This is a genomic window from Ekhidna lutea (assembly GCF_900188325.1).
In the GTDB taxonomy this organism is placed as follows: Bacteria; Bacteroidota; Bacteroidia; order Cytophagales; family Cyclobacteriaceae; genus Ekhidna; species Ekhidna lutea.
In genome coordinates, this window is sequence record NZ_FZPD01000006.1 from 94,516 (window position 1) to 120,363 (window position 25,848).

22 protein-coding genes are annotated in these 25,848 nt (G+C 41.6%); 16 read left to right on the forward strand and 6 right to left on the reverse strand.

The genetic code is table 11. From position 1 onward, the window contains the following. Window positions 1-29: 29 nt before the first annotated feature. Complete coding sequence (locus tag CHB71_RS19150; RefSeq protein ID WP_089358138.1) at window positions 30-3,353, reverse strand: M4 family metallopeptidase; 3,324 nt, start codon at window positions 3,351-3,353, stop codon at window positions 30-32. A 260-nt stretch (window positions 3,354-3,613) separates the two neighbouring features. Between CHB71_RS19150 and CHB71_RS16915 the strand changes: the two genes are divergently transcribed. Beyond that, the gene (locus CHB71_RS16915; RefSeq protein WP_089358139.1) at window positions 3,614-3,967 is read left to right on the forward strand and encodes a SiaC family regulatory phosphoprotein; all 354 of its coding nucleotides are present in this window, start codon (window positions 3,614-3,616) and stop codon (window positions 3,965-3,967) included. A 49-nt stretch (window positions 3,968-4,016) separates the two neighbouring features. Here the strand turns inward: CHB71_RS16915 and CHB71_RS16920 are convergent, their stop codons facing one another. After that, window positions 4,017-6,128 (reverse strand): M1 family metallopeptidase, encoded by a 2,112-nt coding sequence (locus CHB71_RS16920; RefSeq protein WP_144017470.1) that lies wholly within the window; start codon window positions 6,126-6,128, stop codon window positions 4,017-4,019. Window positions 6,129-6,512: 384 nt separating this feature from the next. Here CHB71_RS16920 and CHB71_RS16925 point away from each other — a divergent pair, with 384 nt between their 5' ends. The 3 genes from CHB71_RS16925 (at window position 6,513) to CHB71_RS16935 (ending at window position 10,561) form a co-directional block, all read left to right on the forward strand. Next, window positions 6,513-6,815, forward strand: a complete 303-nt coding sequence (locus CHB71_RS16925; RefSeq protein WP_089358141.1) for a hypothetical protein — start codon at window positions 6,513-6,515, stop codon at window positions 6,813-6,815. 117 nt (window positions 6,816-6,932) lie between these two features. Continuing rightward, on the forward strand, window positions 6,933-8,366 hold the full coding sequence (locus CHB71_RS16930; protein WP_089358142.1) for a pyridoxal phosphate-dependent decarboxylase family protein: 1,434 nt from the start codon (window positions 6,933-6,935) through the stop codon (window positions 8,364-8,366). A 32-nt stretch (window positions 8,367-8,398) separates the two neighbouring features. Further along, entirely contained in the window at window positions 8,399-10,561 is a 2,163-nt protein-coding gene (locus CHB71_RS16935; protein WP_089358143.1) for a B12-binding domain-containing radical SAM protein, read from the forward strand. Here the strand turns inward: CHB71_RS16935 and CHB71_RS16940 are convergent. Together CHB71_RS16940 and CHB71_RS16945 are read right to left on the reverse strand one after the other, a co-directional pair. After that, on the reverse strand, window positions 10,558-11,637 hold the full coding sequence (locus CHB71_RS16940) for a BamA/TamA family outer membrane protein (RefSeq protein ID WP_144017471.1): 1,080 nt from the start codon (window positions 11,635-11,637) through the stop codon (window positions 10,558-10,560). The genes CHB71_RS16935 and CHB71_RS16940 overlap by 4 nt on opposite strands. Before the next feature lie 14 nt (window positions 11,638-11,651). After that, a complete protein-coding gene (locus CHB71_RS16945) occupies window positions 11,652-12,272 on the reverse strand; it encodes an FISUMP domain-containing protein (RefSeq protein WP_089358145.1) in 621 nt (206 codons plus the stop codon). 149 nt (window positions 12,273-12,421) lie between these two features. Between CHB71_RS16945 and CHB71_RS16950 the strand changes: the two genes are divergently transcribed. Beyond that, complete coding sequence (locus CHB71_RS16950; protein ID WP_089358146.1) at window positions 12,422-12,985, forward strand: hypothetical protein; 564 nt, start codon at window positions 12,422-12,424, stop codon at window positions 12,983-12,985. Between the two features lie 24 nt (window positions 12,986-13,009). On the opposite strand, the gene CHB71_RS16955 is transcribed toward CHB71_RS16950, so the two are convergent. Together CHB71_RS16955 and CHB71_RS16960 are read right to left on the reverse strand one after the other, a co-directional pair. Continuing rightward, window positions 13,010-13,579 carry a RidA family protein gene (locus CHB71_RS16955; RefSeq protein WP_089358147.1) on the reverse strand — a complete coding sequence of 190 codons (570 nt, stop codon included), beginning with the start codon at window positions 13,577-13,579 and terminating at the stop codon, window positions 13,010-13,012. Between the two features lie 75 nt (window positions 13,580-13,654). Continuing rightward, entirely contained in the window at window positions 13,655-15,289 is a 1,635-nt protein-coding gene (locus CHB71_RS16960) for a M28 family metallopeptidase (protein WP_089358148.1), read from the reverse strand. Between the two features lie 119 nt (window positions 15,290-15,408). On the opposite strand from CHB71_RS16960, the gene CHB71_RS16965 reads away from it, so the two are divergent. The 11 genes from CHB71_RS16965 (at window position 15,409) to CHB71_RS17015 (ending at window position 25,836) form a co-directional block, all read left to right on the forward strand. Continuing rightward, the gene (locus CHB71_RS16965) at window positions 15,409-17,046 is read left to right on the forward strand and encodes a dipeptidyl-peptidase 3 family protein (protein ID WP_089358149.1); all 1,638 of its coding nucleotides are present in this window, start codon (window positions 15,409-15,411) and stop codon (window positions 17,044-17,046) included. Further along, entirely contained in the window at window positions 17,046-17,726 is a 681-nt protein-coding gene (locus CHB71_RS16970; RefSeq protein ID WP_089358150.1) for a nitroreductase family protein, read from the forward strand. Before CHB71_RS16965 ends, CHB71_RS16970 begins: the two co-directional genes overlap by 1 nt. A 317-nt stretch (window positions 17,727-18,043) precedes the next feature. Continuing rightward, window positions 18,044-20,914 carry a response regulator gene (locus CHB71_RS16975; RefSeq protein WP_089358151.1) on the forward strand — a complete coding sequence of 957 codons (2,871 nt, stop codon included), beginning with the start codon at window positions 18,044-18,046 and terminating at the stop codon, window positions 20,912-20,914. Window positions 20,915-21,007: 93 nt separating this feature from the next. After that, window positions 21,008-21,199, forward strand: coding sequence for a hypothetical protein (locus CHB71_RS16980; RefSeq protein WP_089358152.1), 192 nt, complete (start codon window positions 21,008-21,010; stop codon window positions 21,197-21,199). A 155-nt stretch (window positions 21,200-21,354) separates the two neighbouring features. Next, complete coding sequence (locus CHB71_RS16985; protein ID WP_089358153.1) at window positions 21,355-21,564, forward strand: hypothetical protein; 210 nt, start codon at window positions 21,355-21,357, stop codon at window positions 21,562-21,564. 420 nt (window positions 21,565-21,984) lie between these two features. Then, on the forward strand, window positions 21,985-22,359 hold the full coding sequence (locus tag CHB71_RS16995) for a hypothetical protein (protein WP_089358155.1): 375 nt from the start codon (window positions 21,985-21,987) through the stop codon (window positions 22,357-22,359). A 32-nt stretch (window positions 22,360-22,391) separates the two neighbouring features. Continuing rightward, entirely contained in the window at window positions 22,392-23,009 is a 618-nt protein-coding gene (locus CHB71_RS17000; protein WP_089358156.1) for a hypothetical protein, read from the forward strand. Continuing rightward, window positions 23,009-23,377 (forward strand): DUF423 domain-containing protein, encoded by a 369-nt coding sequence (locus CHB71_RS17005; RefSeq protein WP_089358157.1) that lies wholly within the window; start codon window positions 23,009-23,011, stop codon window positions 23,375-23,377. The genes CHB71_RS17000 and CHB71_RS17005 overlap by 1 nt, the downstream gene beginning before the upstream one ends. A gap of 48 nt (window positions 23,378-23,425) precedes the next feature. Next, on the forward strand, window positions 23,426-24,094 hold the full coding sequence (locus CHB71_RS17010; protein WP_089358158.1) for a hypothetical protein: 669 nt from the start codon (window positions 23,426-23,428) through the stop codon (window positions 24,092-24,094). A 34-nt stretch (window positions 24,095-24,128) separates the two neighbouring features. Further along, a complete protein-coding gene (locus CHB71_RS18745) occupies window positions 24,129-24,287 on the forward strand; it encodes a zinc ribbon domain-containing protein (protein WP_144017472.1) in 159 nt (52 codons plus the stop codon). 88 nt (window positions 24,288-24,375) lie between these two features. Then, window positions 24,376-25,836, forward strand: coding sequence for a CRTAC1 family protein (locus CHB71_RS17015; protein WP_089358159.1), 1,461 nt, complete (start codon window positions 24,376-24,378; stop codon window positions 25,834-25,836). Window positions 25,837-25,848: the final 12 nt, after the last annotated feature.

A 25,848-nucleotide genomic window follows, 5' to 3' on the forward strand; every position in this document is an offset into this window, starting at 1 on the left:
TCGGCTTTTTATTTAGACTAAACTTCAGACTATTCTTTTACAAACTTTTTCATGATGGACTTACCACCTTCATCTACAAGGTGGATCATGTACATGCCTGAGTTCAAATTGCCTACATGCACTTTGCCATTCACCAATTGGCCAGCGCTCACTGTCTGACCATTGAGGTTTGTGATTTTGTAAGCCACTTCTTCTCTTGTTGAAGCGATTGTTAATCGATCTTCCACCTGGAAGTTTGGATACATGCTTACACTAACAGCCGCTCCTGTTCCGAAAGTAGATTGAACGGCATAAGATACAGCTCCACCCACACAGAAGTTGGTTGTCTCACTTGAGCCAAACGACCCTCCTGATGCTAGCGTAGTGCCTCCATCTGTCAGGCTGTAAGAGCCATTACCATAAGAGCAGCAGATACCGTCTCCGTATGAATCACTAATCACAAAGTCATAGCATCCTGCAGCCAGAGAAATGTTCTCTGTCACTGTAGATCCGTCAGGCTGAGAGCCATACGTTCCACCAGAAGCTACCACTGTTCCACCATCTCTGATCTGCCAGCTGGTCTCCTCAGGATAGTTATCCAATGTGATGCTTAAAGTCACAGTTGTGTTTCCTCCGGATCCACCAGCGCTTAGTTGCAGATCATCAACAGCGATATCACTGGACCATCCGTTTCCGGTTGTTCCTACGATTCGAAGCTTTACATCACCTCCAAGGTAAGAAGCCATATCGATGCTGGCTGTCTGCCATGAGTTGCCCTGGTTGCCTGAAAGCGTCCAGATGTTCGTCCAGTTATTGCCATCAGTAGAAGCTTGTGCAGTTAAAGACCCAATGTTGTTACCATACATGTGGTACTGGAATGAGAACGTTGCAGCGCTTTCTCCTGAAAGATCAAAACATGGGCTTTCAAGGATTGCTGTTGCATTGCTACCAATCTGTCCGGTGCTTCCGTTTGTTGAAGCCTCCAGGAACATATAGTATGATCCTTGTGCTGCTGAGCTTGGTCCTGTGTTTGATGAAGGGGTTCCGTTGGCATCTCTAACCCAGTTGCCATCATCTCCTGTAATCTGAGTCCATCCATCATTGCTTTCGAAACCTTCGCTGTAAGGAAGGGTCTCAGTAGATGAACAAGACATGCCAGGACTCTGAGTAGTGACATTCACCGCGTTGCTTGCTGCTGACTCATTGCCAGCTGCATCTTTTGCAGTCACAGTGAAGGTATAAGATGTACCAGAAGTAAGTCCTGTCACATTCGCAGTTGTGTTAGTCACTGTTCCAATATTGGTAGACCCTTGATACACATCATAACCGGTTACTCCTACATTATCTGTAGATGCAGTCCAGTTTAGTGTAAGGGTGGTCTCTGTTACATTAGATGCTGCAAGGTTGGTAGGTGCTGTCGGTGCTTCTGTGTCTCCGCCGGCTTCTTCGATACAGAATACCGTAGCTTCAGAGCTTCCGAAGCTTCCACCAGTCTTGAAGGTACCATCCACGCTTGATAGTGAGTAAGATCCTGATCCATATGAACAGCAAATTCCATCGCCATAGGCATCAGTGATTGTGAATGTATAATTATCAGCTGCTAACCCTGTGAATGTTTCAGATACAGTTGAACCATCTGGATTTGCAGTAGAATAGCTGTCAGATGCAATGGTAGTTCCAGACGAATTTTTCAGTGTCCATGCGGTCTCTTCAGGATAATTATCAAATGTAATTGAAAGTGTAATGTCTCCAGTCTCGCACGTTGCTGGTGGAGGAGTACCTCCGTATGGATCACCAACTCCTACAGCATGCCATGCATTGGTTACTGCAATTTCTTCAGGGCTTCCTGCTCCATAAAGGTCTACAGCTGCCTGAATAGCTCCAGTACGTGCATCTGAGTATTGAGAGTTTGTAGATAGATATACAGAAAGGTTTCTGTAGGCAATAGCTGCTGCTTTCTCCATTCCAATCGCTGTAACAGTATAGCTGTCTCCATGATCATTTGTACCATTTCCACCTACTGTTAATAAGTAAAACCAGAAGTTTTGAACCCCGGAGTTCACATGCACTCCACCATTGTCACTTGATGAAGTATGCCAATTGGTTCCCTGATACGTATCCGGATCACCATAAGCGTTAGGATTGCTCATAGAGCGAAGTGCTCCACCGCTTCCACCTGCTCCTATGTGATCACCCATCAACCAGTCATTGGTTCCTTGGGCAAAATTTTCAATAGACTCTCCGAAAATATCCGAGAAAGACTCATTCAATGCACCTGACTCATAGCTGTAAACAAGATTTGCAGAATATTCAGTAACCCCGTGGGTAATTTCGTGACCTACAATATCCAATGAAACGAGTGGACCATAATTCACTCCGTCACCATCACCATATGTCATTCTGGATCCGTCCCAGAAAGCGTTTACATAATTAGATGAATAACTAACATATGACCTGATTACCGCACCCGAACCATTGTAAGAGTTACGTGAGTGCTGCTGCATGAAGTATTTATGCGTTTGCTCAGCACCCCAGTGCGCTTGTACACCCGTTTCATGATTGAATGTAGTGCTGTTGCTGGTGATGTCCGACGCATTGTTGTAGTTCGTACCATTGTTCATGTCATAGGTCTGAATACCACCGCCATCTGCAGTTTGTCGTAACCTGTAAGGACCTGAAGCATTATCTGCAGTAAAACTTACATTACCATTATACAAGCTGTTTCCACTTGCAGACACATTTGCATGGTGAATTCTGTTATTTTCAAAAATCACTTCGCCAGTGTGTGCATCTACATATACATCTGCTCTGTAAACAGGATCAGTAGCATAGATATCAAACTTGTATGCCAGTCTTGGCTTTGAAGACACTTGCTTAAGCTCAGGAAATACAACAAGCTCGCCCTCAGGCTTACTGTAGGATTCGACAAGCTGTGCTTCTTCTGGCTGCTCCCACAAATAGTTTGTAGCTCCTACATGATTCATCGCGCTGGTTAAAGCAGAGGTCATATCCAAATTTGGAACGATAGATAATTCATCTACTTTAAAAACACCATTGGTGACAGATAGCTTTCGATCATTTGCAGAATTTATTACTGCAGTACCAAATTCTACCTTGATGCCTTGATAATACTGCTGAAACTTCTCATGAAGATGTCCCAGTTCATCAACTCGTTCAGAAACTTTGGTAAAGTTATTTGAAGCAGGTAATTCCAGCTTATCTGTTAAAGATTGCTTTTGAAATTCAACTTGCTCCTGTTCATTTAGTAAAATGAGTTTTTTGATTGGCTTTTTAGGACTCTCCTGTCCAAAGGAGGTTAACGCCATTAAACATAAGGTCCCCATCAGACCTAGAATAGGTAGTTTTCTTCTCATAACGATTAGGTTAATAGTTCAATAAAGTCCCGAATATATCCTATTTATTTCGCTTAATAAAATTAAATTTTGAAACTACGTGTACATACATTATAAATGTATTGTTTAGGATAGTTAAAAAAGGTTTTTTAGTTAATTTATATTGAAAAATCATTCTAATTGATTGGCATGCAGACGAATGTGAGTGTAAGTTTTATGGATGGTTTTTAAAAAGAATCCAGAGTCGATAAGTTTGAGGATCGCTTTAAGAAACAACCACCATGTCTGAAAACGAAGATGTTATACCCAGTGTAAGATTTAATCCTAGCACAGGCTTATTGAAGATTGAAGGAAGATCCGCAATGAGAGATGTCCAGGATTTTTATTTACCTATTATAGAGCAGGTCAAAAACACGACTGTCCCGACTTTTATTGTGGAAATAAAGTTGGAGCATTTTGATACTGGAACAATGAAATGCCTTTTTCTACTAATGAAAGAATTGAAAGAAAAACAGGCCATGGGTGCCATGATCATGGTTCGCTGGTTCAGCGAGGCTGGAGATGAAGATCACAGAGAGTTGGGTGAAGATCTGGAGAGCCGCTCTGATTTGAAATTCAACTATGTGAGCAAATAATAAAAAGCCCCATCTTTCGATGAGGCTCATATATTAGCTAAAATTCCGGCTAGTCTTTTGTACCCTGAGCGGTTACTCCAAACTGCTTCAGCTCCATCGACATACTTGTTTGGTCACCACTGTCATCGAAGGTGATCACCACCTGCCCATCTAGTGACTGCCATGTATCTTCATTTGGCAATAACACCATGTTCATTCCAGCGGCAGGCACTTTCACTTTTAATAAACCCTCTTCTTTTTCAATCATTGTTTTGATATTGAAGTTGGCAATGGAATATGTCCCAAGAATGGATTCCGGAACTTCCACATCTGCCATACGCTCTTGAAGTGAAGGAAAGAAATTATCCGTATCATTCAGGTCAGGAACACTGGCATTGACAGAGATCGTCTCAATCTTTTTGTATTCCGGGATCATCACTTCAAATTCTTTTTTACCATATACATCCTTGCCGGAAAGGGTTGTTGAATAGTCTGTTCCGTCGTTGTATTTAACTTCCACTTTGACTGGAACAGGTCTACTACCGGCATTGATGATGGTGAGCTTATCTTTCTTAACTCCACCGATTTTCAAATCCGGAGCACCAAACTCAAAAAACCACGGCTTCCACAACCAGCTAAGATCTTCACCACTCACATCCTCAAAAGTGTAGAAGAAATCGTATGGTATTGGAGATTTCTTAGCCCATCGATTTATATACTCCTTGTATGCTTTGAAGAATACTTCATCTCCGAGGTGCTGATGCAGCATCGAATAGATAAAAGCTGGGAGTGGATAGGCTGAATAGCCGTAGTTTGTGCCATCCATAAACTGAGAAGATGCAAACAATGGCAAGTCCTCATACTGTCCCTGCATCCCTCCTACACTTCCTTTGAATGTCGTGAAAAGATCAGAATCATCATCCTCGAAGAAGCGATTCGTTACCAATGAAGTAATGTAATCAGCCCAACCTTCATCCATCCACGCAAAACGTCTTTCGTTCACACGCACGTACATAGGGAAATACATGTGGAACATTTCATGAACGGTGACTCCCAAGCCAGGGCCGCCATTGTAGGCCATCATGGGGAATTCCATACCACCTCCTCCTAGGCCAATGAATGTAGTAAAACGTGGGTATGGGTAAGGTACACCAGGAATATCTTCCGAAAAGTGCTTCATAGTTTTCTGCTGATTAGGCGTCATAGCCGCAAAAGCCTGAGGATTACCCATTGGATATACTGAGCTGATTAAAACATCTTCTCCATCTACTTTTTGAGAGGCCGCATTCCATTCATAGTGATCACTCATAGCAAATGCAAAATCAGGGACTTCATCTGCTTTAAACTTCCAGGTACCGGATTTATGAGTAAATCCATCATTCAGATCATCACCACCAATGATATCTAATGGTTCAATAGCTGTAAAAGCGGTGTTGTAGCGCTCAAGTGTTCCATCATTAAAAACTTCTTCAGGGTTTTGAAGCACTCCTGTCGCCCAGATCGTGAATGACTTTGGCGCAGTGAACGAAACATTGAAGTTTGCGAGGTTATTATAAAACTCTGTTCGGAACGTATAGTTCTGCGTATCCCATCCGAACACATCATCATATACGGCGACTTGAGGGTACCAGTAAGCTACAAAAAAGGAGGTGCTATCAGCGACACCTGTTCTCCTATTGGTATATGGAATCACCGTTTCCCAGTTGATCGCCAGATCAATGCTTTCTCCGCTTTTTACGGCCTCATCAAGTCTGATAAAAAGATTCGTGCCATTTCTGGTTACTGACCTGCTTTCCAGGTCAATCGAATCGCCTCGAACCTGTACCATATTCAAAGTAATACCGTCATTTACGTCACGATCATCGATCGTCGTAAGACGTGTGTTACCCTTTTTGTATACATCATTGTACAAGCGAACCACAATTGCTGAGAGGTCATCCGGGCTATTGTTTTGATAGGTGATCGTAGACATGCCGGTGATTCCCCGAGTCTCCGGATCAATGGAAGCTTCGATATCATAGTCTACTGTATTGTGCCAGTAGTTTTCTCCCGGCTTACCGTCATACGATCGAGTGCCTTTATCGTACGCTTGTTGCATCTCCTTTGGCATAAAGAATCGCTTCTCTTGCGCCACTAGAGTTACACTTAATATTAATGTGATTAGTGAAAATACTTTTTTCATAAGTGAATTAGTTTTTGAATAAGATGATGCACAAATAAAACGAATTGTTGCAGGAAGAGACATACCGCTGGTGGAATGCTGATAGCTAGCCCTTCCATAGATCAAATTATATTTGATGTAGATTTCATTCAAATACATGATTAATGTTAGATATCAGCTCCTAATTCATCTCACTATCCCTCAGGCTATCAAAGGGCATTGTTTTTCTGATAGATTCCATTATTCATCGCTCTATAGAACACATTTGTGTATAGCGAGAGTTCATCACTAGCTATATGCCTGCAACTGTTCAACACACGTCTATTCACTTTTTTTAGGAACTGAAAAAGCCTCAAAAACACGTTTAAAAAGCGATTTGCTAATTTTTTTGTATCTTTAAGTATTATGAATCAATTAGAAGATCTTGTTTTCGAATTGCAAACGAGATGTAAAACAATTAAAATTTCACACACAAGTCACAAGAAGACAAACGATCCTTCTGTGTCAGTAGATAAGCTAAAAGATCATTTGGAAGACATTGGAAATGAGCTTCCGGATTTAGGTGAAAAGATCACCGAGGTTCTTTATGAAATACTTGATGAGCGAGGAATCAAGTTTGCTGATGAAGAGGAGAAAAAGGTCTTCATCACTAAAGTCCGACCAACGGTCAAAGAGATTGCTGCCGGTATCATCCGGGAATCCATTTAAGTTCCGTTCAGACAAATTAAAAGTCTGTCTTTTGCATCGGTTCCTTCCAATCAGCTTTAAACCGATCATCCCATTCTTGTTTTAGCTAGCTAACAATGGTTATTACTTTTGGTAACCATGATGAACAGAATTGAGACCCTTGAGCAAGTCGCACGTCAGCTGGAACCCGATGAGCAAATCCAAAAATCGTTGGCTGAAAAAGTACTCTCCCATGCAAATGACTTTCTTACTCATTTGGATGATGAAAAGGCTTTTTTTCAAAATCCTGAGCCCTCTTCGATTGATCAGCTATCAGATGGTCCTGAAGGGATAGATGATATCCTCCAGTTTCTTCGATCCAACGTTGAGCTGGATGGCATCAATGCTGCATCAGGCGGACACATGGGTTATGTGCCCGGCGGTGGGCTCTATCCCTCGGCACTAGGTGACTTCTTGGCGGCTGTAAGTAACAAGTATGCAGGAATTTATTTCCCGGCACCAGGAGCTGCACGCATGGAAAACATGCTCATTCGGTGGATGAACGAACTGATGGGCTTCCCCTCGGATGCGGCTGGAAATCTTACTTCCGGGGGTTCTATTTCTAACCTTATCGCAGTGGTGACAGCCAGGGAAGCAATGGATGTGAAAGCCAAAGACTTTCACCGGCTTGTGGTTTACCTCTCTGATCAAACCCACCACTCACTCCAAAAGGCATTGCGAATTGCCGGTTTGGGTGAAGCCCAGCTACGATACCTGCCAGTAGATAATCATTTTCGACTGGACATTTCTAGTCTCGATGAGCTAATTGAAAACGATCGGAAGAAAGGCTTGCTTCCATTCTTTATCAATGCCTCCCTCGGCACAACTAACACGGGCACAATAGACCCAATCAAAGAAATGGCTACCATAGCGCAACATCAAAAGGTTTGGTTTCATGTAGATGCTGCATATGGAGGGTTTTTCCGTCTGCTTCCGGAGGTTCAAAAAAAGACGAGTGGAATTGAGCTTGCAGATTCCATTACGCTGGACCCACACAAAAGCTTGTTTCTTCCTTTTGGTACAGGCGCGGTTCTTATCAAAAATCTAACCGCCCTTTACAAGGCGCACCGGTATACAGCAGATTACCTGCAGGATTTGGTTGATTCTGATAGTGAAATAAATGCAGCAGATGTCTCCCCGGAGCTTACCAAGCATTTCAGAGCTTTGCGCATGTGGTTACCATTAAAGCTATTCGGAATCAAACCCTTTCGAGCTGCTGTGGAAGAGAAAATGCTTCTAGCACAATATTGCCGTCAGCAGTTAATGCAGATTGATGGATTTGAGGTAGGACCTGAGCCTGATCTGTCGATTACGGTCTTCCGATATGTACCGCCAGCAGGTGATGCTAATGCCTATAATGAAAAGCTTATTAAAGCGATTCAGGATGATGGACGAATCTTTCTTTCATCTACAACCATCCATGAAAAATTTTGGATTCGGGTAGCAATAGTGGTTTTTCGTACCCACAAATCAAAAGTTGATTTGTTGCTGGAGATTGTTCAGGAAAAAGTGAAAGAATTAAATAAGGGCTAACATCTGGCCTCTATCTTTGCTAAAAAATTGTTTTGGCAGAACTGCTTCTCATCACACCACCGTTTACCCAGCTAAACACACCCTACCCTGCCACAGCGTATCTGAAAGGTTTTTTCATTACCCAAAATATACCAGTACATCAGCAGGATTTGGGGATTGAGGTGATCCTGGAATTGTTCTCGAAAGATGGATTAAATGCTCTTTTCACAAAAGCTAAAGCTTTCGACACTCCTTCTGAAAATACAGAAAGAATTCTCGCACTGAAAGAGCGTTACCTCACAACAATCGATTCGGTCATTTCATTTTTGCAGGGCAGAAATCCAGCACTGGCGCGACAGATTTGTGCGGATCCCTACCTACCACAAGCCTCACGCTTTGAACAACTGGAAGAAATGGACTGGGCATTCGGAAGTATGGGCATGCAGGATAAAGCGAAGCACCTAGCTACCCTGTACCTGGAAGACCTTTCCGATTTTATCGTGGAATGTGTCGATCCACATTTTGGGTTTAGCCGGTATGCTGAAAGACTAGGTCGAAGTGCTAATTCGTTTGATGAATTGGCAGCTGAATTACAGTCCCCATCAACCTTTATTGATGAAATAACACTAAAGCTCCTTGAAAAGAAAATTCAAGAATCCCAGCCGAAAGTTGTTGGGTTTTCTGTTCCGTTTCCCGGTAACCTGTACAGTGCATTCAGGTGTGCACAGTATCTAAAAACAAATCATCCGAGCATTAAAGTCACCATGGGTGGTGGCTTCCCGAATACCGAGTTGCGGGATCTGAAAGACCCTCGTGTCTTTGACTATTTCGATTTCATCACTTTGGATGACGGGGAACGACCAATGCAGCTTTTGCTTGATCATATTCGAAGACCGCAAGAACCAACTTACCTGAAGCGTACCTTCTGTCGGATCGAAGGAGAAGTGAGATATGTTAACAATGCTTCTGAATCGGATATCAAACAAAGCGAAGTGGGGACGCCTGATTACTCCGGGCTTCCGTTGGAAGATTACATCTCCGTAATTGAAGTAGCCAACCCCATGCACAGTTTGTGGAGCGATGGCCGCTGGAACAAACTGACCATGGCGCATGGATGCTACTGGGGCAAGTGTACGTTTTGTGATATCTCGTTGGATTACATCAAAATCTATGAGCCGATTGCCGCAAAAACATTGGTGGATCGCATGGAAGAACTCATCATGAAGACTGAATTTTCAGGCTTTCATTTTGTAGACGAAGCAGCACCGCCAGCGTTGATGAAGGAGTTGGCATTAGAGATATTAAGACGGAAACTCTCCGTGACGTGGTGGACAAACATCCGGTTTGAAAAGAGTTTTACCCGAGACCTTTGCTTACTACTAAAAGCAAGCGGGTGCATTGCTGTGTCAGGTGGGTTGGAGGTGGCATCTGATCGCCTCCTCAAACTCATTGACAAAGGGGTGACGGTGGAACAAGTAGCGCGAGTAACCGATCATTTTACGCAGGCCGGCATCATGGTTCATTCGTACCTGATGTATGGCTATCCAACCCAGACCATTCAGGAAACCATTGATAGCTTGGAGATGGTGAAACAGATGTTCGAACTGGGAATCATTCAATCCGGATTCTGGCATCAGTTTGCCATGACTGCCCATAGTCCGGTGGGATTGAATCCCGAAGCTTTTGGTGTGATTCCGAAGCAAAATGACATCCAGTTTGCCAATAATGATATTGCCTTTGAAGACAAAACAGGGATCGATCATAGCATCTTTAGTTTTGGATTGAAAAAGTCGCTATACAACTACATGTATGGCGTAGGTTTTGACTGGCCTGTTCATGAATGGTTTGAGGAGAAAATGCCTGAAACCTCCATTTCTCCAACGTTTATTGAAGATGCTTTAAGCCAGCCTGAAGGATACCAAAACAAAACAAATGCCCGGGTTATTTGGCTTGGGAGTAAGCCGGTGGTTCAATCAACTAAGAAAGGTAAAATGAAAGTTGAGTTGCATTCAAACACAGACATCATTCAACTGTCCCTGCCAAAAGAAGAAGGCCAATGGTTGCTCAATAAACTTGAGGTACTTGGCCTAAATCATCCCGCTACTTCCTTTAAGTCGTTAAAAGAATCCTTCGAAAAACAATTTGGTGATTTTGAACCATTTTGGTTTAGTAAGCCGGTCAATGTGCTGAGAGCAAATGGACTGATTGCTGTTTAAAAAGCCTCGCTTACTCCGATATAAATACCGGTTTGTCCACCTTTGGCTACACCGATATCCAATCGTGCATTCAGCTGCTTTTTTGGGATAAGGGCAAGTCTTCCCCCCACTCCTGCTACATACTTCAGGGCGGAGAAGCTGAAATCATTCAATTGATTACTCACGTCACCAACCCCGGCAAAAACGGTCATTCCAAACCGCCAGAAAAGCGGTCTCCGATATTCTACCTGCGTGTACATCATCTGTCGGTCACGGTATAGACTCGCATTGGCAATGCCTCGCAAGCGTTCGTCTCCTCCCAGCTGGGGTAGTTTGTAGAATGGCGCATTAGATCCAATAGTAAATTGGGATCTGAATTGAAATGCAAGGATATGTTTCTTGTCCTTCAGGTCAATGAATTTACGAGCATCTGCAATGTATGTGGTGTATTGAAAATCCCCTATTGCGTTAAAAAGGATACGACTGGAAATGAAATTTCCACTTGAGGGATAAACGGTGTAATCCCTGGTATCATACCGAAAAACAGGTCCTGCTCCAATTAGATTACCACCATTGGAACCTTTTGGATTCTGTGTTTCGAGCAATCCTCCAGATACTACTTTTCTGATACTTGTAAAGTGAATATCATAGGCACCACCCAGAAACACCTTGTCACTTATGGGGATAAGGTACTGTCCATCCACTTGAAAAAAACGATTGGTATATTGCTCTGAAACATCCGGGTCATTATCATTTCCAACCCCGAAATAGGAATCAGGGAAGTTGTAATAGCGCATTGAAGTATTCAGATTCTGACCGTCAGGGAAGTAGTAATCCAGATTCACCACCGCAATGGTTTGGTTCTTTAGCGTGTACACAAAGTAGGGAGTCATTGTAGACTGCCTCCTAAAATCAGACTGAGAGTTGTCTGAATTCTTTAGTGCCCAAATACCCACAACACCAAGCTGCAAATCTGTTTCCGGAGCATAGCTGATAGCCGGAAATATTACGAATGAGCTTTTGTTTATTGTTGTATCCTGATCTTGTCCAAATCCCATCAGTGGCAAGAGTGCCACAATCACAATTATTTTCCGCACTAAGCTGATCTCTTTTAATTATGAAACTTCACACATCTACAGCTGAGGTAGTGGCTGTCTCCTACTTTGGAGTGATAGATATTTTCGTCTCCTTTTTTTAACGTGATAATACCAGCAGAATTGCTGTCTTTCATCTCATTATCCCACCAGTTGCCATGCACACCTATACCCTGAAAAGAGCCATCGGGTTGACCAAATCCTCCGAAAAGCATATCCATATCACTCGATTTCCCCTCGATTAGGTACTGACCGGAATGATGCCAACCCCCAAAGAAATGAAAGAGGTGCTTCCACTCATGAATGGTTGGTACATGCCAGCCTTCAGGACAGGCCAAATTTGCCTGCTCATAGTTGTACAACCTTCCATAGGTCTTTCCATACTCAGGTGTATTTTTATATGCCTTTGATCCTGGAACGTCAAATTGGTTATTTTCAGCAAACCACGTACGCGTTATTTCATCTCCATGATGCTCCCTAATGAAGGTGATTGTTTTATAGGTCTTACCATCGCGTGTATCAGTATATGTACCCATCTTGTGAGAGAAGTGCTTATTCTTTTCCTCGCGGCTTTGAGCTGAAATAAGGGTGGCACTAACAAGGAATAAACAAATAGAAAACAAGTATTTGAATTTCATGGCTTATGGTGATTAAGATTTGAAATTAGTTAATTATTCTGAATCACTTTTCTCCAACTCAGGAACAGTTTCCTAAATTTCCTATAACGCTCATGTATGACCTATGGCATAGTTGTTGTGAGTATCCTATTACACCAAGCGTAACCATAATGAAAATTCTATCAATCCTTCTCTTTTTAGCTGTGTCAGCATTCGGGCATTCTCAAGAAAAATATTCGATCCCTTCATGGGAGGATTGGACAGATAAAGAAATACTTTCTAAAATTCCACAACCAATTGTTACTGGATATGGAAATTTGAGTGATAGCCTTTTCACCAAGTACGGAATACCATTTTATGAGTCTAGTGGTGAGTACTTCGCCATAGGAAGTTTGGCAGATTATTATTACTGGTTTATCAAAAGGTATAATAATCTATTCATCAAACCGATTGAAGTATATGAGTATTATTACGCCACTTCTGACAGCTTAAATATGGCAATATTCGTTCAAGAAAATTATAAGGGAAAACATTATCCAATACCGTTTAAAAGGGTAGCTGAAAAATTGATAGAGAGAGAGAGTGCTAGTTTTGTTCATGAAAAAAGGCAGGATGTCAACAAAGAAATATATATTCATAGAGATCATCCAATATACAGTACTGTAGGTAGAAGCACAGGATCAAGCAAACCACCATCTCCAAAAACCTCTACTCCAAAAAAGGTAGGCAACTAACCTGGATTAGGACAATTTCATTGACTATCTAACCTCCACAATCATCTCAATCTCCACGGCGATATTTCTTGGCAGTGAGGCCATGCCTACCGCTGCACGGGCATGCTTTCCTCGATCCCCAAATACCTCTACCATGGTGTCTGAAAATCCATTGATCACTTCCGGTTGATTGGCAAAATCCGGTGCACAGTTTACCATTCCTAGAACCTTAACTATTCGCACCACTTTATTCAAATCACCTATCTCTGCTTTCAAGGCTGATAGCTGTGCTTGTGCTACCAGTTTAGCAGCTTCGTATCCTTCTTCGACAGTCAGGCTCTCTCCTACTTTGCCGGTCACGTATCCGCCTTCAGGAAGATTCGGTCCTTTGCCCGCCATGAAAACGAAATTTCCTGTTCGAACAGCATTTACATAGTTGGCTACAGGTGCAGGTGGCTCGGAAAGAGTTATCCCCATCTCGGTAATTTTTGCTTCCACGTCATAATCATAAAACTCTGCTTTTTCCTTCGGTTGATCGTCATGTATATGTTCATGACTATGCTGACAGCCAAAGACAATAGCTAAGATTGCTAGTGTGAAGATTAGGTTTTTCATTATGCTTTTCAATTTTAGGTGTCATCTTGAGCCTGTCGAAAGATAAACACACTTCGACAGGCTCAGTGTGACAGTTTACTTCTTACTCTCTTCCCGAATCGCCTTAAATTCTGACCCTTCCTTCCATGAAGGCCAGTCCTTCGAGTTTGCTACCTTCAATCCGACCTTCATTAACAACTCACCATCCAACGCCATTCCATCAAAGGTCCATGATGTTGCATCATACTCATCTTGCGGTCGATGATATTTTGAAGAAAGGTAGATTTGATTCAGGCTATCCACATAATCAACTCCTTTGGTCATGTGCTCATATCCTCCAGAGGCATATAATGCCGGGATACCGACTTTAGCGAATTGGAAATGATCCGACCGGAAGAAATATCCTTTTCCCGGATCAGGGTCAGCAAGAATATATCGTCCTTGTTTTTTCGCCGCTTCTTCAGCGATATCTTCTAACTCCGATTGGCCATATCCGACAACCGTCAAATCTTTCATTGGCCCCCAGGCTGTAATACCATCCATATTGATATTTGCTACTGTCTGCGCCGGAGGATAAATTGGATTTTGTGCGTAGTGTTTTGAACCTAACAAACCTTGCTCCTCAGCAGTTACTGCGAGGAATATCACTGTTCTTTTAGGCTTCTTTTTCATTTTCGACATTGCTTCCGCAATACCCAACATGGTGGCAGTCCCGGAGGCGTTATCATGTGCTCCATTGTAGATGCTGTCACCGTCAATTTCCTGGCCAATTCCCAGGTGATCCCAGTGCGCAGAATAAATAATGTATTCATCCGGCCGTTCAGACCCGGTGATTTTAGCAATCACATTTTGAGATTGATCTCGTTTGATTTTGTTCTGAACACTTACAGAAGCATTTAGCCCAAGACTAAAGGGCTTAAAATCCTGACTTCTTGACATCTCCGAATAGTTTTTCATATCCTGCTCAGATGCTTCGAAGATTTTAATTGCGGCATCTCTGGTAATCCATCCCAGTACATCCGGCTGATAATTATCACCCGATTGATCCAGATAAAGACTGGCTCCAGACCAGGAATTTCGAACCACCAACCATGGATAGCCCGCAGGCACAGTCTCGTGAATAATCAAACAACCTGCAGCTCCTTGCCTTGCGGCTTCCTCAAATTTGTAAGTCCATCTGCCGTAATAGGTCATGGTCTCACCCTTGAAGAAGGTGGAATCACCGGATGCAAAGCCCGGATCATTTACCAACACCACAACGGTCTTGCCTTTTACATCCAGACCTTCATAATCATTCCAACCATACTCAGGAGCTACTACACCATAACCGGCAAAAACCAGCTCTGAAGCGTCAAGCGATGTTTGTTCAACAACTTGTTCCGTGTAAGCAACAAAATCATCCAGAACATTCAATACCACATCTTCACCTCCACCTGTAATGGTCATGGTCTCTGATGGAACAGCGGTAAGTTCCACCAATGGCACTTCCTGAATGTAAGAGTCTCCATTTCCAGGTTCCAGTCCGTATTCTTTAAACTGATCGGTCAGATAGTTTACGGTTTTGATTTCTCCCTGAGTGAAAGGTTTCCTGCCCTGAAAATCATCAGATGATAGAACCTCAATATGAGTCCTTAATGATTCCTCCGAAATATTGGATGATGAACTTTCTCCGGTATCGGAACAGGAAAAAACGGTGGCGCTAACGGCCAGTAATACTAATATTTTCTTCATTGTTAGATTGATTTCTTGTCCGCCAATTTAAATGAAAATAAAGAAGTGTTCACACAATCAATACTCGCATCCAAGATTCTTCTTAACTTCGATAGTTCCTAACTTGAAATAACATAAAAATGAAAAAGATATTAAGCATAGGCCTTATGGGCCTTCTTTTAAGTCAATGTACTGCACCTCAAAAGGAAGAGGAAACAACAGAGGAGCTTACTCCCATGCAGGAGAAAGTAGCGATCTATAAAAATGTGAAGCTGACCACTGATATCAGTCAGCTGAGTGAAAATGAAAAGCAAATGATTCCATTGATGATTGAGATATCTAAGATCATGGATGAACTGTTTTGGTACGAAGCATATGGAAAAAAGGATTCTTTGCTTTCTTCTTTGACAGATCCGGCGACAAAAAAATATGTTCAGATCAATTACGGCCCGTGGGATCGATTAGCTAATAATGAGCCATTTCTGGATGGCGTAGGTCCTAAACCCGAAGGCGCCAACTACTATCCAGTGGATATGACCAAGGAAGAATTTGAAGCCGCTGACCTGGAAGGTAAAACAAGTCTTTACACGTTTATCCGAAGAGATGAAGAAGGAAATCTGATCACCGTACCCTACAATGAAATGTTTGCGGAGCAAGTACAACGTGCTTCGAACCTCCTTCGCCAATGTGCTGAACTAGCTGAGGATGAAGGATTGAAAAACTATCTCTCGTTACGAGCAGATGCCTTGCTAAATGATGAGTACCAGCCTAGTGATATGGCATGGATGGATATGAAAACCAATGGATTGGATTTTGTAGTTGGACCAATTGAAAACTACGAAGACAAACTGTATAATTACAAAGCAGCGCATGAGGCTTATGTTCTGGTAAAAGATAAGAGTTGGAGCGACCGTCTGGCGAAATACGCCGCATTCTTACCGGAGCTTCAAACCGGGCTTCCGGTGGCAGATGAGTACAAAGCGGAAACACCGGGTACAGATGCAGATTTGAACGCATACGATGTTGTCTACTATGCCGGAGATTGCAATTCCGGATCAAAAACCATCGCGATCAACCTTCCAAACGATGAAGAGGTGCAACTGGCAAAAGGATCCAGAAGGCTTCAGCTTAAAAATGCGATGCAGGCAAAGTTTGATCACATCCTCATTCCTATTGCCGATGAGCTAATCCACCCGGATCAAAGAAAGCATATCACTTTTGATGCCTTCTTCGGAAACACCATGTTCCATGAAGTGGCTCATGGTTTAGGTATCAAGAACACCATCAATGGAAAAGGAACAGTCAGAAATGCACTAAAGGAGCATTCTTCAGCACTTGAAGAAGGTAAGGCAGACATTCTGGGATTGTACATGATTACACAGCTGCACGAGAAAGGTGAAATTGAAGGTGAACTGAATGATTACTATGTCACTTTCATGGCAGGTATTTTCCGCTCTGTACGCTTTGGAGCGGCCAGCTCGCATGGCAAGGCTAACATGATTCGGTTTAATTTCTTCAATGAATTTGGCGCATTTGCTAAAGATGAAGCGACCGGAAAATACCGGGTAGATTTTGAAAAGATGCGTGAGGCGATGGATGCACTTTCAGAGAAAATTCTAACCCTTCAAGGCAATGGCGATTACGAAGGTGTGGCACAGTTGGTCGCAGAGAAAGGTAAAATTGGAGAGGTGCTTCAATCAGAGTTGGATCGTCTGTCCGAGAAGAACATTCCGGTAGATATTGTATTTGAGCAAGGCGTAGAAGTTTTAGGATTATAATGGAGAAAAAGGAAATCAAAGGGCATCCGCACGTCTCGTACGTGCGGGATGTCTATGATCTAAAAGAGGCAGAAGCACGAGCAAAAGCCTACTATGAGTGGCTCGATACACGCCGAACAGTTAGAGATATCTCTGATAAACCTGTCAGTAAAGAACTAATCGAAAGCCTGATTATGGCAGGATCAACGGCCCCCTCAGGAGCGCACAAGCAGCCCTGGACTTTTTGTGCCATTTCGAATGCAGAAATGAAAAAAGCCATCCGGGAGGCCGCAGAAAAGGAAGAATACGATAGTTACCATGGACGTATGAGTGAGCGCTGGATCAAAGATCTGGAACCCATTGGTACAGACTGGAACAAACCTTTTTTAGAGGAGGCTCCCTGGCTGATAGTCATTTTCAAACGTGTGTTTGAAATGGTAGACGGTGAGAAAAACAACAACTATTATGTCAATGAGTCTGTGGGTATTGCATGCGGAATGATCATCTCTGCCATTCACAAAGCTGGCTTGGTGACATTAACACACACGCCATCACCCATGAATTTTCTCACCAAGATTTTGAACCGCCCGGATAATGAGCGGCCTTATCTTCTTTTACCCATCGGTTATCCAAAAGATGAGGTATACGTCCCCGATCTGGAAAGGAAGCCGTTAGAAGAAGTAGCTGTGTTTTATGAGTGATATAAAGATTAAAGTTTAGAAAGAGTCACCAAATTTTGATTTGGATGGAGACCCACCCCTAGCCTCTTCAGGGAAGGGAACGGGTAATCAGCGAACTCCCCTCCCTGCCTACCGGACAGGCAGGCTCGGAGGGGTCGGGAGTGGGTTAATAAATTTGTCAGGATTTTAAAACAGGTTGGCAGAATAATAAAATCTGTCCCTCCTACCTTCACTATCGAAATCCACCTAATCACGCATAGCACCGTGGGTAGAAGTAAAGCTCCTTTGATCTATTCAGGGGAGCTTTTTTTATATCTTTAGTCGCAAGCTTTACCACCATGTTAAAAAACCATTTACTCTCCATTTTCATCTATTGCAGTTCTTTGCTTGCTTTAGCTCAGCCTCGTCAGTTTATTGACAGTCTAAAGAACGATCTTAAAACAATCACTGATGATTCACTCAGATTCCGATTGCTCGATGAACTTACCTGGACTTACAAACGAATCGATGCTGACACAGCATTGATGTATGGACAATTAGCATTGGAGGTTTCTGAAGAGTTAGATGAAAGCATGAAGGCAGTAATACTTGCTACGATTGGAGTGACGAAGACAGAAAATCGAATAGATGACCTTGGTGTATCCGAACTTTTAAGGGCTACCGAAATCAATGCTAAACTTGGAAACGAAGGCAGATTAGGATCAAACTATCACAACATTGGTAATGCTTATGAAAAGAAGGGGCAACTAACCCTGGCTTCCGAGTATTTTCTGAAGGCGGTGAACACACAGCGTAAGCTCGGAGATAAACGGCGGTTGGCCAATGCGTTGAACGGATTGGGACTCGTTTATGAGAAGCTTAGAGATTTTGAGAAAGCGATTGCAATTTTCAATGAAGCCCTATCCAATTATGAGGGGAATGAAAGTGGAAAGAACCGATTTTACAACAACATGGGAATCACCTATATCGGGATGGGTGACTATGAAAAAGCGAAAAGACAGTTTCAAAAAATTCTTAAAGATCCTGCATTAATACATCAGGAAACAAGATATGCTTTGGTGGCCGGAAACTTAGGAGAATGCTACTTTAGGCTAAATAAATATGATTCGGCCATACTTTATTCTTCGCAATCACTAGAGATAAAGCAAAGAACCAAGCGTGTTGGAACCATCTCCTTCCCAGCCTTCACCCTGGCTAAAACCCATCGGGAACTAAACGAATTCGATGAAGCTATTCGGTATGGAGACATTGCTTTGCAGGATGCCATCTCTACTGGAGATCTTGAGAATATGCAGGATGGATATGTGATTTTGGAAGAAACATACTACAAGAAAGGCGAATACCAGCAAGCTTACGACTTACTTACAAAAGCCTACGAACTTCAAGACTCATTAGCAGGAGCCAAAACCATTGAGGCTGTTAATGATGCACAGATAAAGTATGACACAGAATTCAAGGTTTGGGAAAACGAGCTTCTTAAGAAGGATTCGCAGATTCAGGCACAAACCATTCAATCGCAGAAATATATCATCATTGGCGTTATCACTACTGCTTTGCTAGTGATTGTCATCGCACTGCTCCTTCGAAAACAACTACTGGAAAGGAAAAGGCTATTGACGAAAATTGAAGCTCAGTCAGCGAAACTAAAGGAGCTGGACCAGGCTAAAACACGTTTTTTTGCTAATATATCTCATGACCTTCGGTCACCATTAAGCTTAATCCTTGGGTCATTGGATCGAATTGCAGAGAAGGATAATAAAGTTTTAGATAATGAATCGAGGGAGCTTTTAGAGACCGGAATAAAAAACGGAAAACGCCTCTTATATCTTGCAGATGAAATAATGGATCTAACACGTCTGGAGGAAGGAAAAATTAAGCTTGAGTTGCAGCATGTGAAGGTTGTGCCTTACCTGCGCTTACTGACTAAGATGTTTAGTAGTGCAGCGGACATCAAATCAATTGAATTAAGGTTTATGAGTCATGCAGAAGATGAAACTACGCTAAGAATCGATCCCCATCAATTTGAAAAAATCATTTATAACCTTCTTTCAAATGCCATCAAATTCACCCCGGAAAATGGGATTGTAGACGTACAACTCAATACAGATAAATCTAATGTAGAAATAGCCATTTCTGATTCAGGTCAGGGCATCCCATCAGATAGTCTGGAGTTTATATTCGACCGATACTATCAATCATCCAACGCAGTTTCATCGCAAGCAGGAATTGGGATTGGTTTAGCATTAGTAAAGGAATTGGTTGAGCTGCATGGAGGAGTTATTAAAGCCTCAAGTAGTGATAGCGGAGCAATCTTCACCATCACGTTACCATATAAGAAAAGTGATTGGGTATCCACCGCTATCATACCAGAGAGATCCCTTGACGTCATTCAACGTAACTCACTATGGATGGATCTGCAGGACGAAAAGGAACAACTTCAGATCCCGGGAATAACAACACGCAAAGAGGATGCACCGACCATACTTGTCGTGGAAGACCATAAAGAGCTCAGGTCGTATCTGAAAAGTATACTGGAATCTGACTTTAGGGTTTACATGGCCACAAATGGTTCGAACGCACTGGATATACTGCAAAGTCAGAAAATTGATCTGATTATAACGGACCTTATGATGCCGTACATGGATGGCTTTGAGTTGGTAGATCACTTGAAAAAGGATAAGGAACTAAAGAAAATCCCTGTGGTAGTAGTAAGTGCCAGAACGGATCATAAAGAGCGTTTGGAATTAATTTCCAAAGGAGCTGAAGATGTGATAAGTAAACCATTTGACAAAGAAGAACTAAGCCTCAAGATCCAAAACATTCTTGGAAGGGATTGGGATAGCAACAAAGTGCTTTCCAAACTATATGGTTCAAGTGCTGAAGAATTTGAGAAAAACATTATGAGCAGGCTTGAGAAACTAATTATCAAGCGAATTGACGATCCTCATCTATCTGTTCTTGATCTTGCAGATGAAATGGCCGCCAGCGAACGGAAGGTATATCGGATGATAAAGAAAATATCGGGGCTTACTCCATATGAGCTAATCAAAGAGGTGAGATGGCAATATCTGCAAAATTACCTTAAGTCAAATAAAATACGCACCGCCACAGAAGGTGCACAACTTATAGGAATGAGTAATGTGAGTTCTTTTGCAACTCAGTATGAAAAGCGATTTGGCAGTCCATTTAAAGAGGTTATAGATCAATAATCGCGATTGGCAGGATTTGACATGATTTTGGCAGGATTCTAAAATTAAACTTTCTCACTTTAGAGTTGTCAAACCACTAAAAATTATCGCCTTATGAAAGTGCTTTGGTACAATAACACACTTAGTTCATATCAGACTGGAAGCTGGAATGATTTTAAAAAAATAGCTACGGGTGGATTGAATCATGAAATATTGCCACTTGAAAAGTTTAACAATGCATCAGAAACGACATTGAATAAAATTGTGAAAGAGCTGAATAAGTGTAGGTCTTCTCACAAAAAGTAATCCCACCAATACGGGGATTATTGACTATAGCTGGTTGACATCCCGACGGTTTTCCGTCGGGATTTTTTATTATTCGACTACCCTCAGTTATAGTGTAATAAGAATTGAAAGTAATTGTGCAAGATTCGTAATGGCAAGGTTATCAGATTTGCTGTATGTATGTAATCTGGTACGATTCGATTAGGAATAGGTATGGAAATTCGCCATATAAAGAATATATACAAATGGTCAATTCCAATTCAACTAGTAAGATCGTAAAAATTGAAAATGTAGTTGGGGTTCCGAGCTATATTCTTGAAAGAATCACAGATGAGATGAATGAACTTCATTCACAACAGCCTTATATGAGTGAACATCATGGATAACCCCTCCAAATAACAAATAAAAAAATGAAAGTCATTTGGTATTGTAAGCTTTCCAGAGTCTATAAATTTTCTACAAAATATGAGTTTGAGAGAATTAAATGCCAAAGAGGTGAAACCGTTCTTGTTAAGATAGAAAACCTGGACATGCCTGATGATGTTGCCCGGTCAATCGTCGAAAAGCTTAATGAAATTCACGCTGCGAATATCTTAAACAATTTTCACGGCCTCAATTAATCCTTCTACGATTGACTTTTCAATTTCTTAATGTTCTTAATCAGAAATTTTCTAAAAAATCACCATCCGAAACCATCCTTAACGTTTTTTTAGACTACTATCAGATGATAAAGGACGATAGAACAGCTGCAAAATTTTGAAGCCATTGTGCAATATTGATAAGTCCAAGTATTCAATCTTTACATTGTGAAAATTATCTGGTACAATTCGACTCTCAATGAATACGGTGCTTCTTCTAAAGAGGAATACGAGAAGATGACCGAAGATACAACCAACCTTCATAGATATGTAAAAATTGAGGAAATGATTTCAATACCAAATACAATTGTAGAAAATACCATCAACGATTTAAATAATCTTCATCCAAAAATGAATGCTATTTGGTTTTGTGAACAAACGAATAGCTATAAATACACCACTAATTACAGTGACGAAATAAAGTCTCCAGAAGGGACCGAAATTATTACTAAGATGAAGAATTCGAACATTTCTGAGGAAGCTCTAGAAGCAATGGTGAATAAGCTAAATGAAATTTATCATAGGAAATCTAACCAATCCTAATAGCTGACTATCTTTGAATAAAAGACATCAGCATGAGACATTATCTTTTATTCATTTCCCTCCTTGTCCCATCGTTTCTATCAGCACAAGCAAAAACTGCAGAAGAACTCCGCGAAGAAGATTTAAAAAAATACTCAATAGAAAGTGCTGAAATCAATTACAAGATATCGGGTGATGCAGATGGGGAAGAGTTAATGGCCTTTAACGATTTTGGATGGATGAGTCTGAGGCAACAAACCATGACTTTTGAGCTTTACGGGATTACAAGCACTCAATCCGTTTATGAAATTACGGATGGTGATTTTGTTTATCGCCTCAATCCGGACGATTCTACCTATTCGATACGAAAGGATTATAAATGGAGTCAGCAAGCTTCATACAAAAATCCCGAACAAGTTTCTGAAGCCATCCTTTTCTCAATGGGTGGGAAGCAGCAAGCATATAAAACACATCTTGAAAAAAATTGTCAGGTTTGGACTTTTGAAGGGAAAGCCATTCAAGAGCTTTGGGTTTGGAATGGACTGGTACTTAAAAGAAAAGCCAAACTGGGTGATCGTCTCATCGAAACTACTGCAACCAAAATAACAATTGATATTTCACCCAACCCCATTCTTTTCACCATTCCAGAATATTTCCAAAAGAAAAATTGATGCCTAAACTTTTTCTCACAATAGCCTCAATTTCAGGTATACTGAGTGTGGCGCTAGGCGCTTTTGGTGCTCATGCACTAAAAGACAAACTACAATCTGAAGGTACCTATGACACCTACCAGACAGCAGTCCAGTACCAATTCTACCACACCCTTGCATTGCTTGGAATAGCTATTCTATTAATGAAAGTTCAAAGTCAACACCTGGTGTATGCCGGATACAGTATGACTTTTGGCATCCTCATCTTCTCCGGATCACTATACATCCTCTGCTTTACAGGGATAAAATGGCTTGGCGCAATCACTCCTATCGGTGGGTTACTGTTTATTCTTGGGTGGATATTCATGCTATTGTCGGCAAGAGGTTAAAACCACCTTACGTCTATATTTGCATTTTTATTATAGTTGAGTATCACAATGATTAAGCTAATACCAAAATCAATATTTAATCGTAAAATAATATCACTACTCCTTGTTCTATGTTGCATTTTACAATCTTGTAATGAAGATGCAGAAAATATAGATGATTGCAATGTCATCGACTATAGGGAAGGAACTCAATTCACTTCTTCAGAATCTTCAAAGGAGATTATCTTAGATATCAATAGTGACAATATAGATGACTTCAAAATTTTTGCTACCGCAAAAGCTGGAGATGAAGGAGATTCAATATTTTTTGGAATTGAACCACTTAACCAGAGCGAATTGATTGTTTTTAAAACAACCAACATTGCAGTGAGTTTCATTCAAGATTTTATTTTAGAGGAGTTCGATCACGAACAGTATGAATGGAGCGGCGACCTTAGTTACTTAGGTATTAATTATGCAACTCCGTACCGCACATTTCACAAAGGTCAATGGGCTTCAACTTACGAAAACAGGAGAGCAGCTGCCGTAAGACTGACAGTAGGAAATAATATTTATTATGGATGGATTAGAATCATCACCAAATTACCTGATAGTGATCTCGGACGGTTAGATGAACTAATAATTGATGATTATGCAATCCAAACACTACCTAATGAAGACATCATGACTGGGAGCAAAGGATTGAGCTGCAATGGAAATGTTTGGATTACGGATTAATCCATCCAATTTAAATAGTTAGAACACCAAAACTTTGAAAACTAAAGAATGTCCCTCGTGCGCAATGGAAGTTGATGCTTCCTCTCAAGTTTGTCCTATTTGTCAATACGAGTTTGCAGAGACGAAAACAAGCTATAAATGGATCGCTATTATTCTAGCTGTGATTATGCTTCTGTATCTGGTTGTTTTTTAGAAACGCTATCGATCCGTTAAGAAAACCTGATTAAAACCCAATCTCTGACTTGTTCGTTAGCACAAGCTAAGATCAAACAATCAGTATCTTGACTAAATCCAATCACCTACAGCTGATCTTATTGCTACTCTGCCTCAATGTAGCCATAGCTCAAAAAGACACTTCACCCCTATTTGTCACCTATGACAAAGGTCGTATCGCGACTGATGGCGGATTTACACGTGGTGTTGGGTGGGGAGATGTAGACCAGGATGGCGCTCCGGAACTTTATACTTCAAATTCTTCAGGTCAATGGAACGCCATGTACAAAAACAATGGCAAGGGAGGGCTTAATAAAATAACCGTTGGCAAGCCTTTCGCTGAGCTTATCAATAAAGGTGGTACATCAGAAGGTGTCAGCTGGGTAGATTATGACAATGATGGAGATTTGGATCTCTACCTCTGCAGCAGAGGTCTTGAACCAAACCAACTTTTTCAAAATGATGGGGACAAATTCAAGCAAATAGAAAATCATGCCCTAGTCGATGATAGTCTCAGTACTTCCATGGCCTGCTGGGCTGATTATGATCTGGATGGTGACCTGGATGTATTCTTGATAGGCTATCGATATAACGGAAATCTCTTTTATGAAAATTTGGGTGACGGTAATTTCAGGGTATTGCCCAATCATGTGCTTTCCGAAGGGCAGGGCAATGCCAGAACATGTGCCTGTGGAGATGCAAACGGCGATGGCCAAGCCGAAATCTTTGTCGGCAATGCACGGCAGCCAAACTTGTATTATCGAAACCTGGGCAATCTCAACTTTGAGAAGATTGCGAGTGGGCCGATCATAGAAGATTTAGGCTATGCATATGGATCATCCTGGGCAGACTATGACGATGATGGTGACCTGGATCTTTTTGTAGCAAATTTTGACAAGGAGAACCTGCTTTTCAACAATGACGGAAAAGGGCAATTGACTCAGGTGAACGAGGGCATTCTGGTCAATGAAAAAGGAGCTTCAAAAGGACATTCATGGGGTGACTATGATAATGATGGTGACCTGGATTTATATATTGGTAGTGGCACCTATGGTCCTGATATGTATAATTTCCTTTATCTGAATGATGGAAGTGGTGATTTTGAATCTTATACTGATGGTCTTATACCTCATCATGCTGATACTACCGCCGGAGTGGCACATGCTGATTTTGATAGAGATGGAGACCTGGACCTTTTTGTTGCCAACTGGGGGTCGGGGGATCAAATCAATCGTTTTTACATTAATAAAACCACTGGTAAAAACTGGGCAGCATTCAGACTCAGGGGAACAAAATCAAATACATATGGAATTGGTGCACACTTGATTCTGCGTTTATCAGGCAAAGAGATGAATAGGTGGATGTATCCAATTACGGGCTATGGAAGTCAAAATGACTATGAACTACATTTTGGCCTTGGTGATGATGTGAAAATAGACTCTCTTATCGTAGAATGGCCCTCGGGGCAGGTAGACACCTACCTAAATCCCGAAATTAACAAACATAGCGTCTTGACTGAAGGTGATTAAACCAATCTGAAA